Origin of the sequence: Anaerobiospirillum sp. NML120449 (assembly GCF_023051105.1) — a bacterium.
Taxonomy (GTDB): Bacteria; Pseudomonadota; Gammaproteobacteria; order Enterobacterales; family Succinivibrionaceae; genus Anaerobiospirillum.
The window spans coordinates 60,746-77,698 of record NZ_JALKIL010000012.1 but is presented as its reverse complement, the minus strand read 5'-3'; the positions used below and the strand labels follow the sequence as shown (position 1 = coordinate 77,698).

Here is a 16,953-nt window from a genome sequence, read left to right as displayed (position 1 = left end):
AGAGATAACAGGTGGCAGAGCTCAGAGCCTGTGGACTCTGACTGCTGCTGTTTTTATGTATCTTCGGTGCCGGTGAGATCTGATGGAAAGTTGGTCCGGCGCTGCCTTGGAGAGAAAACCATGCTCATTTTGCTGGCAGAATGGCTGACACAGTACGTGCCTGCTTTTCGTGTCTTTGAATACCTTACCTTCAGAGCCGTATGTGCCTTACTTACCGCTCTGGTAATTTCCCTGTGGCTGGGACCAAAGACCATTGCCCGTCTGCAGATTCTCCACTTTGGTCAGGTTGTACGTAAAGACGGCCCGGAAAGCCACCTCAAAAAGCAGGGCACCCCAACCATGGGCGGTATTCTCATCAATGCCACCATTATTCTGACCATTCTGCTGTGGTCACGCCTTGATAATGTCTATGTCTGGTATACCGCTGCCACAGTACTGGGCTATGGCATGATTGGCTTTGCTGATGACTATCTCAAGGTAGTACGCCACGATCCCCGTGGTCTGCGTGCCAAGTACAAGTACTTCTGGCAGTCAGCCATTGCCCTTACTCTGGGCTGCTGCATTTACGGCTTTGCCAAAACACCGGCCGAAACCACTCTGGTAGTGCCTTTCTTCAAGGAATTCATGCCAGATATCGGCTTCCTCATTATTCCTCTGACCTACTTTGTAATCACAGGCTCATCCAATGCGGTAAATCTCACCGACGGTCTGGACGGTCTGGCAATTCTGATCACCATCACCGTGGCTACTGGCCTTGGCATCATTGCCTGGGCAACCTCCAATTACAATTACGCCGAATACCTCTACATACCTTATGTGCCTCTGGCAGCTGAGCTGGTAATTGCCTGTGTGGCCATCGTCGGTGCCGGTCTGGGCTTTTTATGGTTTAACACCTACCCTGCCGAAATCTTCATGGGTGACGTAGGTTCCCTGTCATTAGGTGCCACCCTTGGTATTATTGCCGTACTGATTCGTGAGGAGCTGCTGCTCTTTATCATGGGCGGTATCTTCGTTATCGAGACCCTGAGCGTAATCCTGCAGGTAGGTTCCTTCCGTCTGCGCGGTACCCGTATTTTCCGCATGGCTCCAATCCATCACCACTTTGAAAAGGGCGGCTGGCCAGAGCCACGTGTTATCGTACGTTTCTGGATTGTCAGCATTATGCTGGTTCTCCTGGGCCTCGTGACCCTCAAGTTACGCTGATGCGCCCGGGGCGGGCGCTGCATGCAGCGCGCTGCAGCCGCGCCGCCTCCAGCCTGGCCTGACCTATGGCAGGCGGGCATAAGAATTTTCCGGGCTGTACGCTCAGTACCGCGCCTGATGGGAGGCAACACCTCCCTGGCTGGGACGCTGGCATCGGGCACGGCCCCTTCCCGGCCGGACAGGGTTATGTCCTGAATGATTTTGCTGGAGCTGATTAATGGCTATGGACAGATATCAAGGTAAGAAGATTGCCGTAGTAGGTCTTGGTGTTTCCAATATTGCTGTTGTTTCCTACCTGTTAAGACACGACATCAAGAAGCTGTCTCTTTTTGATACCCGCACCAACCCTCCTTATGCCGAGGAAGTACCTGGCGGTGTTGACTTCAACCTGGGACCGCTCAATGTCGAGCTGCTCAAAACCTATGACATGCTGGTAGTAAGCCCGGGCCTGTCCATCAACATGCCTGAGATTAAGGCCGCTGAGGCCGCCGGCGCTGAAATCGTAGGCGACATCGAGCTCTTTGCCCATGAGGTCAAGGCCCCTGTAGTGGCCATCACCGGCTCCAATGGCAAGTCCACTGTTACTGCCCTTACCGGTTACATGATGGAAAAGGCCGGCCTGAACACAGCTATCGGCGCCAATTTTGGCAATGCCGTATTCGATATTCTCTCCGACCGTGTTCAGACCTATGTCCTGGAGCTTTCCAGTTTCGAGCTTGAGACCACCAGCAGCCTTAATATCGATGCTGCCGTCATGCTTAATGTCTCCGAGGATCACCTTGACCGTTACGATGGCTCCATTGAGAAATATGCCGAAGCCAAGCGCCGTATCTTCAAGAACTGCAAGCGCATCATAGTCAACCGTGATGACCCTCGTACCATGCCAAAAGAGAAGGCCGAAAAATCCCGCATCTTTGCCAGCTTCGGTCTTGATAACAGCGAGTATGGCCGTGAGGTCACCGAGAACACCACCTATCTGTGTGTCAACGGCAAGCGCGTACTTGATGCGCGTGATCTCATCATCTGCGGTGTACACAATGAGCTCAATGCCCTTGCAGCCATGGCTCTTGCTGATGCCATGAACATTCCACGAGAAGTGCAGATTCAGGCTCTCAAGACCTTTACCGGCCTTGAGCACCGCTGTCAGCTGGTACGCATTCTCGAGGGCGTCTCTTTCTACAATGACTCCAAGGCTACCAATGTGGCCTCAGCCGAGGCTGCCATTACCGGCCTGAGCCCACGTCACAAGGAAGGCATCATTTTGCTGGCAGGCGGCATCGGCAAGGGTCAGGACTTCACTCCTTTAAAGCGTTACCTGGGCAAGGAAATCAGTCGTATGTACTGCTTTGGCCGTGATGCTGACAAGCTCCTTGCTCTGGACAAAAAGCGCTGCGTAGGCGTTATGAACATGCGTCAGGCCATACGTCAGGCCTTTGCCGAGTCCAGGGACGGTCAGGCCATTCTGTTAAGCCCGGCATGTGCCTCCTTTGACCAGTTCAAGGGCTTTGATGAGCGTGGCCGCGTCTTCGTCAACCTGGTCAACAACCTCATCAGCCGCGACGATCTCACCAGCTCCTGATAAAGCGCTGAGCCTGCTCAGCCCCTTATCAGGCTCCGCCCGGCCGCAGGCCCCGGCCACGGGGCACATGGGCCGTGGGCCATCGGGCTCCCGGCCCATGGCCCAGGGCCATTCACCGGCAGTTACCATGCGGGCTGACCCGCCTTTGAGTTATTCAGGTGCTTCATGTTCAAGATTGACACTAAAGTAAGCAAGGTTGCCAAATTTGATCGCACCATCATCTTTGTCAGCCTGCTGCTGATGCTCATCTCCATTGTGCTCATCTCATCAGCATCGGTGCAGGAGGCCTATCACTCTACCGGTGATGCCTATTACTATCTCAAGCGTCAGATTATCTTTACCGGCGTGGCTGTAGTCTGGGGCCTGCTGATGACTTCGATACCCAGCAAGACGTGGTTTAACATTTCGCTGCCCCTGATGGGCTTTGCCATGCTTCTGCTGGTGCTGGTGCTTATCATTGGCCGTGAGGTCAATGAGGCCAAAAGATGGATTGGCGTAGGCCCCATCAATTTGCAGCCGGCCGAGCTGCTCAAGCTCTTCTGGATTATCTACTTTTCAAGCTATACCTGCCGCAAGATTGAAATGGTGCGTCATGAGCTGGCAGGCTTCTTAAAGCCAATGGCCTTTATTGCCGGTATTGCTTTCCTGCTGCTGCTCCAGCCTGACTTCGGCTCTCTGGTGGTAGTAACAGCCATTACCTTTGGCATTCTGTTCATGGCCGGTGCCGGTCTGCTCAAATATCTGATTACCCTGGTATTTGTAGGCGCGGTAGGCGCCATTATTATCTGGGCTCAGCCTTACCGTCTGGCCCGTGTGACCGCCTTCCTTGATCCATGGCAGGACCGTTTTGGCTCCGGCTATCAGCTCACCCAGTCACTCATGGCCTTTGGCCGTGGCGGCATGACGGGCGAGGGCATAGGCAACTCCATTCAGAAGCTGGGCTATCTGCCTGAGGCCCATACCGACTTTGTAATGTCTATCCTTGGTGAGGAGTGCGGCTTTATTGGCGTGTGCTTTGTCATCCTTCTGGAGTTCATCATTATCTGTAAGGCCATTATCCTGGCCTCACGCATCTTAAGGCAGCGTTCCCAGTTCCAGGGCTATGTGGCTTTTGGCATTGGCATGTTCTTCTGTCTGCAGACTGTAATTAATATTGGCGCCGCCTCGGGCGGTCTTCCTACCAAGGGTCTGACCCTGCCGCTCATTTCCTATGGCGGTTCCTCCCTGATTGTATGTATGTGGGCTCTTGCTATCCTGCTGCGCATCGACTACGAGTGGCGTACCCAGAAACTGGGCGACCTCAAATACAGCTGACCAGGGCCGCCCCCGCCACATGCGCAGCGGCTCCCAGGTCAGCTGCCGCTGGCCGGCTGCCGGCCCTGTCGGGCCGCAGGCCCAGCCCTGCGGGCTACCGGCCCAGCTCTGCGGGGCACCGGCCCCGCCAATACCACGAATGGACAGGGCTCTTGCATGAGCCCGGGCAATGAGAGTTAAACAATGAGCAAAAGAGTATTAGTAATGGCCGGTGGTACCGGCGGTCATGTTTTTCCAGCCATGGCCATTGCCCGTGAGCTTATGGATCGCGGCCACACAGTCCACTGGATGGGTACCCGTGGCCGTATTGAGGAGCGTGTGGTTCCGGCTGCCGGCATTGATATCAGCTATGTCGATGTCAAAGGTATTCGCCGCAACGGCATCATGTCCCTTATCAAGGCACCTTTCATGGTCATGAATGCCATTGGCCAGGCAAAGAAGATCATTAACAGCTTCAAGCCGGATGTAGTCATTGGCTTTGGCGGCTATGCTTCAGCCCCGGGCGGTATGGCAGCCCGCTTAAGCGGTATTCCTCTGATTCTCCATGAGCAGAACGCCGCTGCCGGTATGACCAACCGTGTACTGGCCCGCTTTGCCGACCGAATTCTGCTGGGCGTAGGTGAGGCTTTCACCGGCCCAAAGGTGGAGTCAGTAGGCAATCCTGTGCGCAGCGAAATCATGGCTCTGGCCGGTAAGGAGCGCTCCTTTGCCCATGAAGATGGCCGGACCCGCATTTTAATTGTGGGTGGCTCACTTGGTGCTACAGCCCTCAACGAGCAGGTTCCACAGGCCCTCAGGCTCTTTGGCCGTGATGACATCAGCGTCTTCCATCAGTGCGGCAAAGACCAGGCTGTAAAGACTGCAGCCAACTACGAAGGTGCCCAGTTTGAGTATCAGACCTCTGATTTTATTGAGGATATGGCCTCAGCCTACAGCAAGGCCGATCTGGTTATCTGCCGTGCCGGTGCCTCAACCGTATCTGAGGTCAGCGCCGTAGGTCTGCCAGCCGTATTCGTTCCTCTCCCTACAGCTGTAGATGACCATCAGACCAAAAATGCCCAGACCCTGGTAAAGGCCGGCGCAGCCCGTCTTATGCCACAGTCTGAGCTCAACGCCCAGGCCCTGCACGATATCATTGCGCAGCTGCGTGACCCGGCCACCCTGGCCCAGATGTCAAAGGCCGCCTCAGGCGCTGCCCGCCTCGACGCCACCAGCCGCGTCTGCCAGATCATTGAAGAACTGGCCTGACCCAGTGCCTGACCCAGTGCCTGCCCCAGTGCCAGGCACAGGCCCGCGCAAGGCACAGGCCTGACCAGGGATGGTCATACGGCCAGATGCCATGCCTGCCGGACAGGCTGGCCCAGGCCAGCGCCATAGGCAAAGCCCCATGACAGAGGACCAGGACCTGGCCGCCAGGCCACGTGCAAAAAATGTGGACTGCGTTATTTGTACCCGGGGCAGTTTTGTTCTAAGATCAGGGCAATTTTTTTTCAGTCGGTCTCTCCTAAAAAATGCGACTGCAGGTATCTGCCCTGACAGTCAGAGAAGCTGGTCTGTTCAAGGTTAACTGCGGTTTGCTCACATTGTGCTCTTAAGGGGCCTGCCCGGACCTGGTGCCATGACACCACCGGCCATGCCCGGCACTGTCGTGCCTGAAAGACAGTGCCCCTGCCATCATCATGGCACTGCCATGCCATGGCCATGCCATGGCCATACCATGGCCAGCCGCTGGCACATCTGCTTTTGCTGAGTATGCCGGGGTATTGCCTGGAGTATTTACCGGAGTATTTGCCCGGACACACAGCTGCAGCTAAGCTGCGTGCACCCTGCTGCTCAGGCAGCAGCGGCATTGCTGCTCAGGCTGCACAGTAAGTGCTGCCTGATGGGCAGCTGCCCGAGTCCGGATCCCGTCTTTGTCTTTTCCTGCGCAGCAGGGCCCTGGTGAACCTGAGGTTTACCGGCAGCTGCCGTCAGCGCCATTTTCATACTACAGCCATGAAGAATCAGCCTAATTTTGAAACTGTGCCTCACATGCACAAGGTACGTCGTATCCATTTTGTGGGTATCGGCGGCTCAGGCATGTGTGGTATTGCCGAAGTTCTGAAAAATGAGGGCTATGCAGTATCCGGCTCTGACATTGCCCCGGGCAAGGTCACCGAGCGCCTTAGTGAACTGGGCATTCAGATCTTCATTGGCCACCGTAAGGAAAATGTCGAGGGGGCCAGCGTAGTGGTAGTGTCATCTGCCATTCATACCGGCAACCCTGAGGTTGAAGCCGCCATTGCTGCCCGTATTCCCGTAGTACGCCGCGCCGAGATGTTAGGCGAGCTCATGCGCTACCGCTATGGCATTGCCGTATCCGGTACCCATGGCAAGACCACCACTACCTCCCTGATTGCCTCCATCTTTGCCGAGGCAGCCTTGGACCCTACCTTTGTGATTGGCGGTCTGCTCAACTCTGCCGGCACTAATGCCCGACTGGGTACCAGCCGTTTTTTAATTGCCGAGGCCGATGAGTCAGATGCCTCATTCCTGCATCTGCAGCCTATGCTGACCGTGGTCACCAATATCGAGGCCGATCACCTTGAGACCTACGGCGGCGATTTTTCCAGACTTACTGATACCTTTGTCCAGTTCCTGCACAATCTGCCTTTCTATGGCGTTGCCGTAGTGTGCATTGATGATCCCGTAGTTAAGAGCATCATCCCGCGTATTGGCCGTCAGGTAATTACCTACGGTGTCAGTGAGGAGGCCGATCTGCAGGTCACAAATTTCATGCAGATGAAGGCAGGCTCGTTCTTTACCGTAAAGCGCAGGAACGGCCCAGACCTCAACGTCAAACTGCCTCTGCCAGGCCTTCACATGGCCAAGAATGCTACTGCAGCCATTGCCGTGGCTCTTGAAGAGGGAGTTGAGGAGCAGTTTATTCTCAGCGCTCTTGAGCACTTTGAGGGTGTAGGCCGCCGCTTCCAGCGCTATGGCCGCTTCATGGCCCCTAAGGGCTCAGTCAGCATTGTTGACGATTACGGTCACCATCCATCTGAGGTCATGGCCACCATCAAGGCCATACGCGAGGGCTGGCCAAGCCGTCGTCTGGTTATGGTCTTCCAGCCACACCGCTACTCGCGCACCCGCGACCTTTACGAGGACTTCGTCAAGGTACTGCAGATGGTGGACGTGCTGATTCTGGTTGAGATTTACTCAGCAGGCGAAAGCCGCATTCCTGGTGTGGATGGCCGCCATCTGTGTCATTCCATCAGATCTCAGGGCCGCATTGAGCCTCACTATGTCGAAACAGTAGACGAAGTGCCTGAGCTGCTGGACGTACTGTGCGAGGAAAACGATATTGTCCTCACCCAGGGCGCAGGCAATGTCGTACAGGTAGCCGGCATGCTCAGCTCCCGCTGGCCAAAGGCCGAGGCCTGACGCCTGACGCCGGTGGCATGGCACCATGCCCCTGGCATGAGCCATGAGCCATGAGCCATGTGCCGCCAGCGCCGGGAAGCTAAGCCCGTGCCCGGGCCAGTCGGGCCACTGATACCGCAGGTCTGTGCAGGACGCGGTCGGAGTATTTAAATAACCACAGGAAAGACAAGTGGCATCAGCAAAGCATCCATTTAAAAGGAGACGCAGCCGTGGCAGTTTCATTCTGTCACTGGCCGTATTCCTGTGCTTTCTTGGAGTTAACTACAAGGCTGTTGAGTTCATGGTGGATTACGCCACCGACAGCAGCACTTTTCCTGTGGCCCGCGTTGTGGTCAATGGCAAGCTTACCCATATCAGCAAAGAGGAAATTGCCTCTACTGTGGGCAAGATGGCCGCAGGTCATAATCTCATCAGCTACGATCTCTCACAGCTGCACAATGCTCTGGTGCAGATGCCATGGGTATCCAAGGCATCAGTAAGCAGACGCATGCCTGACACCATCATTGTCAATCTGGTAGAGCACTTCCCGTCGGCACGATGGAAATCCACGGGCTTTTATGATGCCCATACCGACAGCGTTTTCTATCCTGAAATGCCCAATACCGATCTCTCCCTCGTGACCTTGAGTGCCCCTCATGACACTCTGGCCGGAGAGCTGTATGCTCATGCCTACAAATTCATGCAGATGACAGCCCGTACCCCTTACATCATAAGAGAGGTACACCTGGACGCTGCCCGTGGCTACCGCGTACTTATCGAGGGCAATGTCTGGCTGATCCTGGGCCGCGAAAGCTCCCCTGATCTGCCGCTGCTGCGCTTAAAGCGCTTTATTCTTGCTTTTAGAGAAACAAAGCTCAAATTAAGTGACATCGACTATGTCGACCTGCGCTACGACAACGGTTTTGCCGTAGGCGAGAAAAGCAAATAACATAAGTCCGCCCCGCTCAGCTCAGCTCAACTCAGCGCTGTCAGCCGGCGCTGCTCTGCCTGCACAGTGCAGCGCAAGCGTTGATGGGGGCGGGGCGGCGCGCCAGTGTCACGGCACAGTAAGGCACTGTGCCTGAGCACGCCTTTGCGGTGCGCCACTAGCCATTAACATGCAAATTTGGCTAAAATTTACTGTTTACCATCCTGAGCGAAGGCAGAGAACTATGTGGCTCCTTCGCGCAAGTTCAGGAGCGGCGGAGAGCTGAAAAAGCGCTTTTGTGGCACTCTCCGTATGTGCAGGCAGCTGATGCTGCCGTGAAAAAGGTTTTTAGTATTATGGGCCCGTCTGCAGCAGTAAGCTGCACAGCAGCTGCCGCAATGCAGCAAGCTGCACAGCACAGCCAGCATGCCGCATCAGGCAGCAGCTGCCGGACGGCCCGGGAAAAGATTTTGACAGGCTGACACCAGTCAGGCCCGGAGCGGCGCTGTACGGCAATGCAATGCAAAGCAGACAGGTCCGCCCCCGGTCACCGACTGGCGCAATGGCACCCTGCCTGAGCCCGCACCTCTTTGTGGCGCGGGCCCGGGCAGGTGCACAAACAGTGGCCTGGCTGCAGCTCCCCCTGTCTGTGATTTTTGGGGAGCGGGCCGGTTCATGAGGTCTATCAGAGGACAGGAGATATTGAATGTTTAATAGAGGTCATAAGGCAGCCGCAGACCAGGCAAAAGCCCCGGAGCCTTTGGTCGCAGTAGATATTGGTACCTCCAAGATCCGCCTTATTGAGGGCCTTGTGGACAGTGAAAACATTGTGTCTGTTTCCTACTTTGATGAAGTGCCTTCAGCAGGTATTGTCAACGGTACTGTCTCTGATCTTGAAAAGCTCACAGAAAAGCTTTCCATTCTTATTCATAATTATGAAAAGAATACCGGCGGCCAGTTTTCACGCTGCTTTGTAGGTATTGCCGGACGTCATATTCAGTCCAAGAATGAAAAGGGCAATGCCACTGTACCGTCTCACCGTGTAACTGCTCAGGACAAGGAAAATGCCATTGCGCATGCCCGCTCTGCCAAGTTCTCCGAGTACAGCCACCTGCTGCATGTCATTCCTCAGAGCTATGACATTGACGGTACCGGCAATATCTCCAATCCTATTGATTTAAGCGCCATGCGCCTGGGCGTAGACGTACATCTGATTGCCTGTAACGAAGATCAGGAAAATAATCTGCGTGCCGCCTTTGAAAAGCTTTCCAGCCAGTTCCAGATTGAGCATGTTATCTACAATGGCGTAGCTGCAGCTGACGCCGTGCTCTCTCAGGAAGAAAAGGATATTGGTGTCTGTCTCATCGATTTTGGTGCCGGTGCCATCAACGTGGCCGTTTATGATCAGTCACGCCTGGTGCTGACATTTGGTCTTGATGTGGGCGGCAATTCTGTAACCCGCGATATCGCCACTCACTTTGGTGTCTCCCTGCCAACAGCTGAATACCTCAAGCTCAACTATGGCGTAGCCCATCCGGCCCTGCTGCCTCCAGAAGTACAAAACGAGGTACTCTCCTTCCCTAATGGCAATCAGACAGCCATGATTCCACGTCATGATCTGTCCACCCTGGTAGGACTGTGCCTTATCGATATCTTCCGTACCATTTCTGACCGCATTGAGCGCTACCGTCAGAACTCAGGCAAGCCTCTGAGCATTGGCGCAGGCTATGTCATTACCGGCGGTGCTGCCTGCACCAGCGGTATTACTATTCTGGCCACCAACAAGCTCGGTGCCGCCGACAGCATTGGCCATGTCAAGGTCAAAACTGCCGTACCACGTGGTGTAAAGGGTGATTATGAAGCCCTGGAGCTGGCCTCCTCTGCCACTGCCGTAGGCCTGCTGCGTTTTGGCAATGCCATCAATCTCGAGCAGTCCAACCGTGTGCGCAATCTCAACGCCAACCGCAACAGCACCAGCGTTGTCGGCCGCGCCATCAGCTGGACCCGCGACTGGCTCTCAAAAGAGTTCTAAATAGAGAGCCGATAAAGCCCGGGGACCAGTTACAGCCCGGCAAAGCCGGCTGGATCGCCCCTGGCATGGCCTGCGCCAGATCTGCCCAGCGCAGCTGCAACCGCAGGCCAGCTGCCCCAGCCAAATGGGGACAGCCAGCAATATACTGAAGCAAACAGACAGACAAACATTAAACTGCTTTGTGGGACGACGTCCTTACCGCCATGCAGCAGGAGGGGCGTTGTCCGTGAAAGCACCGGCTGCAGGCCCTGAGGCTTATTGCATCACACAGGTCCGCCTGGCATCTTGCCAGCAGCACGGGCCTGCCATTCCCTTACCTCCTTACACATCCCCAATGACCTTTGTCGGTACAGACCTTTATCCGGGTACATGCTTTGTTTATCCTGGGTAAAGCAGGGGCTAAATCTGATTTACAGATAATGAGGTTGCGCACCTTGATAGTGCAATGGGAAATACCGGGCCTTGCCGGGTAATATTGATATAGTTTGATTTAATTACAGGGCATTTTCATCCAGGGCGCATAGCGGCGTGCTTTTGAGCATATTGTCCCGGCGATGCCGGGAACAGGACTTCAGGCAAAGTTGTGCGCTGACCTGCAAATTGGCGGTAAAAAGCTGACGGCAGGTGAAATTTGTCACGTAATTAAGGTAAACTGCAGATTTTGTCCTGCATGCTTGCATGCATTGACAATTTAGCCTGAGTACATGAATCCGCCTGATTAAGGTTATTAAGTTCCTTTTAATGATCTGACTCAAGGACGGTTCATTCAGGCGCGATGATTTTATCCTCGAGATAGAACCTCGCAAGATATATGTGAAACACTGCAAATGTTGTAAGTGGATAAGTCGTGGCTGCCGAGCGGCCACGGCCATCATTTTTTTCACATAAGCAAGGGTATTACTGAGCTGGAATCAGCCCGGTTAATCATGCCCCGCAAAGAATTCTTTCCTTTTTTACCGACAGGCCCGTCTTCAAGGACGGTGGCTTAACAGCCTTTTACTGCAAATCAGCCTGTCGAGGCCGGATACGCTCCGGCTTGCTTGCCCGTACCGCTGTATCAGCATGGCAGGACGTGACCTGGCAACATCCGGTCACAGCAAGGCCGTCAGCCGACGTACTACCCCAAAGTGGGTACCGTCGCCTGAAAATGTCTGATCTCCAGCGGCATCAGGGAAAACTGCATGAGGTAAACAGCGGCTCTGCTTGCAGTACAGAGTCATGCTGAAAATGCAGTAATAAGCTGACCTTGAAAATTGACCCGGACATGACCTGAGATGCTCACCGCCTTTTGGCATCATAAGGTTCTGTCAGTACCAGGCAGTACGCAATACAACTGGAAGACACAGCATGTCATACAGCCTGGTATGCCCGCAGACGGCAAGTCGTGCCCGAGCCGGGCTGGCATGTCAGATGCCCCGGGCAGCGCCGGAGACAGGCGTTCTGCCGGGCAACATCAATGAATGATGCACTCCAACCTGCAAAAGCTGCACGGGCTCAGGCACTGAGCTGCAGGCGCAGCAGGCTCAATCAGTCTGCAGCATTGAGCAGCAGGCTGGTGGCCACCAGGTTGCCACCTGGTCCGGAAGCTGATGTAAATCAGGCCGGGAACGGGATGCATAAGGGCATGGCGCCGGTCATGCACTTTCATTTAGATGTGCTTTTTTCGGGCTTTTGAGGTTATAATAATTGACACACTAAGTTAAATTAGATGCACAGTACCTATTTGGGGGTTTTATGGGCGGTTTTGTTGTGGATTCAGTAGATCCGACTTCTGTTGCAAGTGAATCCGGAATTCACCAGGCAAAAAATAGTGTTGTTCGCGTTCTTGGTATCGGTGGTGGCGGCGGTAACGCCCTCCAGCACATGATCAACCAGAGCATCGGCGGCGTTGAGTTCATTGCCGTAAACACCGATGCTCAGGCCTTAAACGCATCTACTGCTCCTCTGAAGGTTCAGATTGGCGTTAAGCTCACCAATGGTCTTGGCTCCGGCTGTGATCCTAACAAGGGCCGCAAGGCTGCTGAGGAAAGCCGTGATGACATCAAGAAGCTGCTGGCCGGCTCTGACCTCATCTTCATTACTGCAGGCATGGGTGGTGGTACCGGTACCGGTGCTGCTCCAATCATTGCCGAGATTGCCCGTGAGAGCGGCGCTCTGACCGTTGCTGTTGTGACCAAGCCTTTCTACTTTGAGGGCAAGCGCCACACCGTTAACGCTGAGGCCGGTATTACCGAGCTGTCCAAGCACGTTGATTCCTTAATCGTTATGGACAACGACAAGCTGCTGTCCAACCTTGGTGCCAACATCTCCATTATTTCTGCCTTCAACGAGGCCAATGATGTGCTGCTCAACGCAGTTCGCGGTATTACCGACATCATTACCATCAAGGGCTTCATCAACCTCGACTTCTCCGACGTTGAGACCATCATGCAGGGCCGTGGCCATGCCATGATCGGTACCGGCGCAGGTCAGGGTGCCAACTTCTGTGAAGATGCCATTCAGCGTGCTATTCACTCTCCTCTCATTGAAGAGGTTGAGATCAGAAGTGCTACCGGTCTGCTTGCCTATGCCCGCGTAAATCCAAACTTCCCTCTGCACAAGTGGGAACAGATTATGAAGGAAATCCAGAGCTACGCTGATGAGGAAGCTGACTGCAAGCTGGGTATCGTATTTGATGACCAGATTCAGGAAGATCAGATCGAAATCACCATTCTCATCACCGGTATCTCTTCAGCCGAGGTTTCCAACTCCGAGCGTCAGTTCAATTCCTCTGGCCGTACCAGCCTGAACCGTCGTCAACCATCAGGTAATGACAACGGCTTCTTCAGAAACGTACAGCAGCAGAACTACGTTCCACCAGTACGCCCAGCTGCTCCAGCAGCTGCCGCTGCCGGTGCAGCCGCTCAGAACCGTCCAGCTGCCGTAGCTGGTGGTGAGCACCGCATTCAGCAGGTCAATACCGTAGGTAACGGTCTTGCACCTAATGGCTTTTCCTCCATCGCCAGCCAGGAAGTAAACTTCAACGGCAACAGCTCAAGCAGCGCCAGCAGCGATGACTGGAATGAGTCAAACGAAATCCCTTCTATCTTCCGCAAGAAGGTCTAAAGATTACCCAATAACTTAGTGTACTAGCACCATCGGCCCGGTGGTGTATCCAAAGCCCATGACCTCGGTTGTGGGCTTTTTATTTGCCTCCAGCCCCACGAACACCTCCGAACACCCCCAACCTAATCCCAAAAAAAACCAGCGACCACGCTCCCGGGTCTAAACACCCGACAATCCACCCAAATCTCCCACTCCAAAACCCCACACAAAAGCCATCCAGCGGCCCAGCAGGACAGCCTGCCATCCTTCCCCTCTCCGGCTCAAAAGCGCACTTCTTCAGACGGCCACCACGTCGCCCACATCCAGTCCCAATAACCCCATCCATCCCTAATCTAATGGCTTCGGAGTCAGGTCACTGCTCCTGCAGAAGCCCATGTCCACAGAACAGCACAGCACAACGCAACTGTCCAACAGGCCACTGCAGGGTTGTCCAATGCCGGGCAAGCCATTGCTGCACCAGCTGCTCCGTGACGTTTCCTTATATCAATCAAATATAATTGAAGTATATCTATATAATTTACTATATGTATAGGCCTGTGCCTTGGACTGAAATGGACCATCATGCGTTATAAAGCGCGTTGTATGACATCTGATTCTCATCCCCAAATCATCCTGGAAAGCTGCCTGCAAAACAGTATCTCAACAGCGCCATATTTTGCTCCTTGCCGCCCTGCAGACAGCACACCGACAGCGCCTCATGACCGGGAGTTCAGACAGTGTTCACCAGGGCACACCTCATCATTACGGCTGGTGCTTGCGAGCATGTTGCTGCGGCACCTTGTACCTTGCCCACAGCAAAAGCCGTGAACATGGCAGGTGTTGCCCCTTGCGGTAGTGCTGCTGCGCTCATTGGTCACCACCAGCAATGTGCAGTACATGGGTAACGGAACCGGTTCACATGTGAATAGCTCCAGTTTGCATGTGAAAGGCGGTATAGGGAGCAGGCAGGGGAGTAGCAGGGAATCAGCTATAAGTAATGAGCACCAGGCCATAAGTTGTCAGAAGGGCTGTCCGTAGCGGGACTGTAATGGAGTATTGGCTGGGCTGGAGAACCTGTTTAAAGCCTGGTTCTTAATGACGCTACTCCTGCGGCTGCGGATGAGGGAACGTGGGGCTTATGCGACTTCAGCTGTGGCGGTGGCTTACTCAGGTGCCGCAAGCCGCCCTCATCCTGCACAGACAGACTCAGCGGAGCAGCGGAGCATCGGTAGTTGCGGAGAGTTAAGTCTTCGCCGCACAGCCAGATGTTTGTCAGTAAGGCTCAGACAGTATCAGTAAGGCCGCACAGTGCCTGTGTCCGGCTGCAAATGCAGCCTCATTAACAGGCTGACATGGCTGCTTATCTGCAGGAAATTGGCTTTGGGGCTGGTAGCTGGCGTTATGGCCGGGTCGGGGACTGGGTGATGAAAATATGACAGATCACTTATGTTTGCGGGCGTGAAGTCGGGAGGTGAAATTTGTAATGCCTGTTTAAGTATTATATAGTTTGTCCAAATATGGGCCATATGCAGGTATTACTGCATGGCGGCAGAGCCGGTGGATAGCTGGTTTGCAGGCTTTTTGCTAGATACATAAAATTAATAAAGTGAATTATTAAAGTATTGAGCTAAATAGACGTTACTATGGATAAGCATGGATTTATTTCATGCTCAGACAATGGCCGATATTTTTTATGATTCAGGGATAAAACTTTTGTCTCTTCACTCCGTCTAAAGGGCACCGGCAGCGCATACACACTGGGATAACAGCAGGAAAAAGCGCGTTGTTACCGGATGGAGTATTTTGACCTCTGTCACGATTTTGCTGCATTAACCCTAATTTTGAGGGCGTAGCATGAGAGGCATGGCAGCATGGCATGGTTCTTCCAGACCGCTGAATCAGGGAATCCATGCAATAACATACTGTTTATGCTTTTCTGTCTGCATAAATATGCAAGATTTTCAGGACAGAAAGTATTATTTTCGCCATCACTTTGTACTAAAATTGTGGCGTTTTGTGATGTAGCAGGAGGAAACTTCAATGATTTTCCAGAGAACGATACGAGAAGCTGTTTCTGCCACTGGAATTGGCCTGCATTCAGGCTCAAAGGTAGAAGTATCTTTTCGCCCTGCACCAGCCAATACTGGCATCATATACACCCGTACCGATCTGAATCCGGCCGTTTCCATCAAGTGCGAGCCTGATGCCGTACGTGACACTCAGTTATGTACTGCTCTGGTCAACCTCGATGGTGTACGTATTTCCACTGTTGAGCACCTGACAGCTGCCCTGTGTGCTCTGGGTATCGATAACCTTTATGTGGACGTAAATGCCCCTGAGCTGCCGGTAATGGACGGTTCATCACAGCCTTTCATTTACCTGTTCGAGACTACTGGTGTCCAGGAACTCCAGGCCCCTAAGAAGTTCATTCACCTCAAGCGTGCCGTACGCGTAGAAGATGGTGAGAAGTGGGCCGAGATCACTCCGGGCGACGGTTTCACCATGGACCTGACCATTGATTTCAATCATCCGGCCATGGACAGGGATCTTCAGCATTTCTTCCTCGACTTCTCAGGTGAGAGCTTCGTTCGCGAACTGTCCCGTGCCCGTACCTTCTGCTTCATGAAGGACGTTGAGTTCATGCACAGCCACAATCTGGCTCTGGGCGGTTCCCTTGAGAATGCCGTAGTACTTGATGATTATCGTGTAATCAACCCTGACGGTCTGCGTTACCCAAATGAGTTTGTAAAGCACAAGATGCTTGATGCTGTAGGCGACCTCTACATGTATGGTCACAGCATTTTAGGTAACTTCCGTGCCTACAAGACCGGTCACAAGCTCAACAACATGCTGCTGCGCGCTGTTCTGGCTGACGCCGCCAACTATGAGCTCATCGAGATTGATCGTCGTGTTGTTGAAAACAACGCCATCGAATTCCTCGAGTCCGAGGACGTCACTGCAGGTCTGGGCGGCCACCGTCTGATCCTCAACTAACCGGATTCCTTGCCCCGTGGGCCCACAGCTCACAGGCACACTATCCAGCGGCCACAGCCTCCAAGCGGAGCTGTGGCCGCTGCGCTTTGCACGCAGGGCATATCTCACCATCCGGGCCCGCACCTCAGCTGCATCATACCCGGGCCCGTCACATTAACCCGGCATCTGCCCGGACTTCACCCGGTATCTGCCCGGACTTCCCCGTCATCTCAAAAGCTCACCTGTCCAGCCCAGTACCATCTTCATCAAAAAGCTTTACTAAAGGTATTAGCGCGCCTGCAGTCAGCAATGTTGTCTCAACCCCTCCTCATCTGTTTTGCCCTTATTCTATGCTCTGGCTTGGCAGCTGCAGCCATTGGCATCAGCCATGTATTAGAATGAGCTCATTACTGTCATCAATATTCCTGAAGCTCA

Annotated in this window: 9 protein-coding genes; all 9 read left to right on the top strand. The window is 53.8% G+C overall.

Annotated features, from left to right (window positions below; genetic code table 11):
• Nucleotides 1-120: 120 nt before the first annotated feature.
• The 9 genes from mraY to lpxC all read left to right on the top strand — a co-directional run bounded on the left by mraY (nt 121) and on the right by lpxC (nt 16,539).
• On the top strand, nt 121-1,203 hold the full coding sequence (gene mraY, locus MXE41_RS05440) for a phospho-N-acetylmuramoyl-pentapeptide-transferase (RefSeq protein ID WP_247099635.1): 1,083 nt from the start codon (nt 121-123) through the stop codon (nt 1,201-1,203).
• Nucleotides 1,204-1,426: 223 nt separating this feature from the next.
• Nucleotides 1,427-2,782, top strand: a complete 1,356-nt coding sequence (gene murD / locus MXE41_RS05435; protein WP_247099633.1) for a UDP-N-acetylmuramoyl-L-alanine--D-glutamate ligase — start codon at nt 1,427-1,429, stop codon at nt 2,780-2,782.
• A gap of 165 nt (nt 2,783-2,947) precedes the next feature.
• The gene (gene ftsW, locus MXE41_RS05430; RefSeq protein WP_246978214.1) at nt 2,948-4,096 is read left to right on the top strand and encodes a putative lipid II flippase FtsW; all 1,149 of its coding nucleotides are present in this window, start codon (nt 2,948-2,950) and stop codon (nt 4,094-4,096) included.
• A gap of 183 nt (nt 4,097-4,279) precedes the next feature.
• Nucleotides 4,280-5,344 carry an undecaprenyldiphospho-muramoylpentapeptide beta-N-acetylglucosaminyltransferase gene (murG, locus tag MXE41_RS05425; protein ID WP_246978215.1) on the top strand — a complete coding sequence of 355 codons (1,065 nt, stop codon included), beginning with the start codon at nt 4,280-4,282 and terminating at the stop codon, nt 5,342-5,344.
• A 747-nt stretch (nt 5,345-6,091) separates the two neighbouring features.
• Nucleotides 6,092-7,522: a UDP-N-acetylmuramate--L-alanine ligase gene (murC, locus tag MXE41_RS05420; protein WP_247099631.1), complete on the top strand. Its 1,431-nt coding sequence runs from the start codon at nt 6,092-6,094 to the stop codon at nt 7,520-7,522.
• A gap of 169 nt (nt 7,523-7,691) precedes the next feature.
• Complete coding sequence (locus tag MXE41_RS05415) at nt 7,692-8,450, top strand: FtsQ-type POTRA domain-containing protein (protein WP_246978216.1); 759 nt, start codon at nt 7,692-7,694, stop codon at nt 8,448-8,450.
• Nucleotides 8,451-9,135: 685 nt separating this feature from the next.
• On the top strand, nt 9,136-10,461 hold the full coding sequence (gene ftsA / locus MXE41_RS05410; protein WP_246978217.1) for a cell division protein FtsA: 1,326 nt from the start codon (nt 9,136-9,138) through the stop codon (nt 10,459-10,461).
• A gap of 1,734 nt (nt 10,462-12,195) precedes the next feature.
• On the top strand, nt 12,196-13,566 hold the full coding sequence (ftsZ, locus tag MXE41_RS05405; protein WP_247099630.1) for a cell division protein FtsZ: 1,371 nt from the start codon (nt 12,196-12,198) through the stop codon (nt 13,564-13,566).
• Between the two features lie 2,019 nt (nt 13,567-15,585).
• Nucleotides 15,586-16,539 carry a UDP-3-O-acyl-N-acetylglucosamine deacetylase gene (gene lpxC / locus MXE41_RS05400; RefSeq protein ID WP_246978219.1) on the top strand — a complete coding sequence of 318 codons (954 nt, stop codon included), beginning with the start codon at nt 15,586-15,588 and terminating at the stop codon, nt 16,537-16,539.
• Nucleotides 16,540-16,953: the final 414 nt, after the last annotated feature.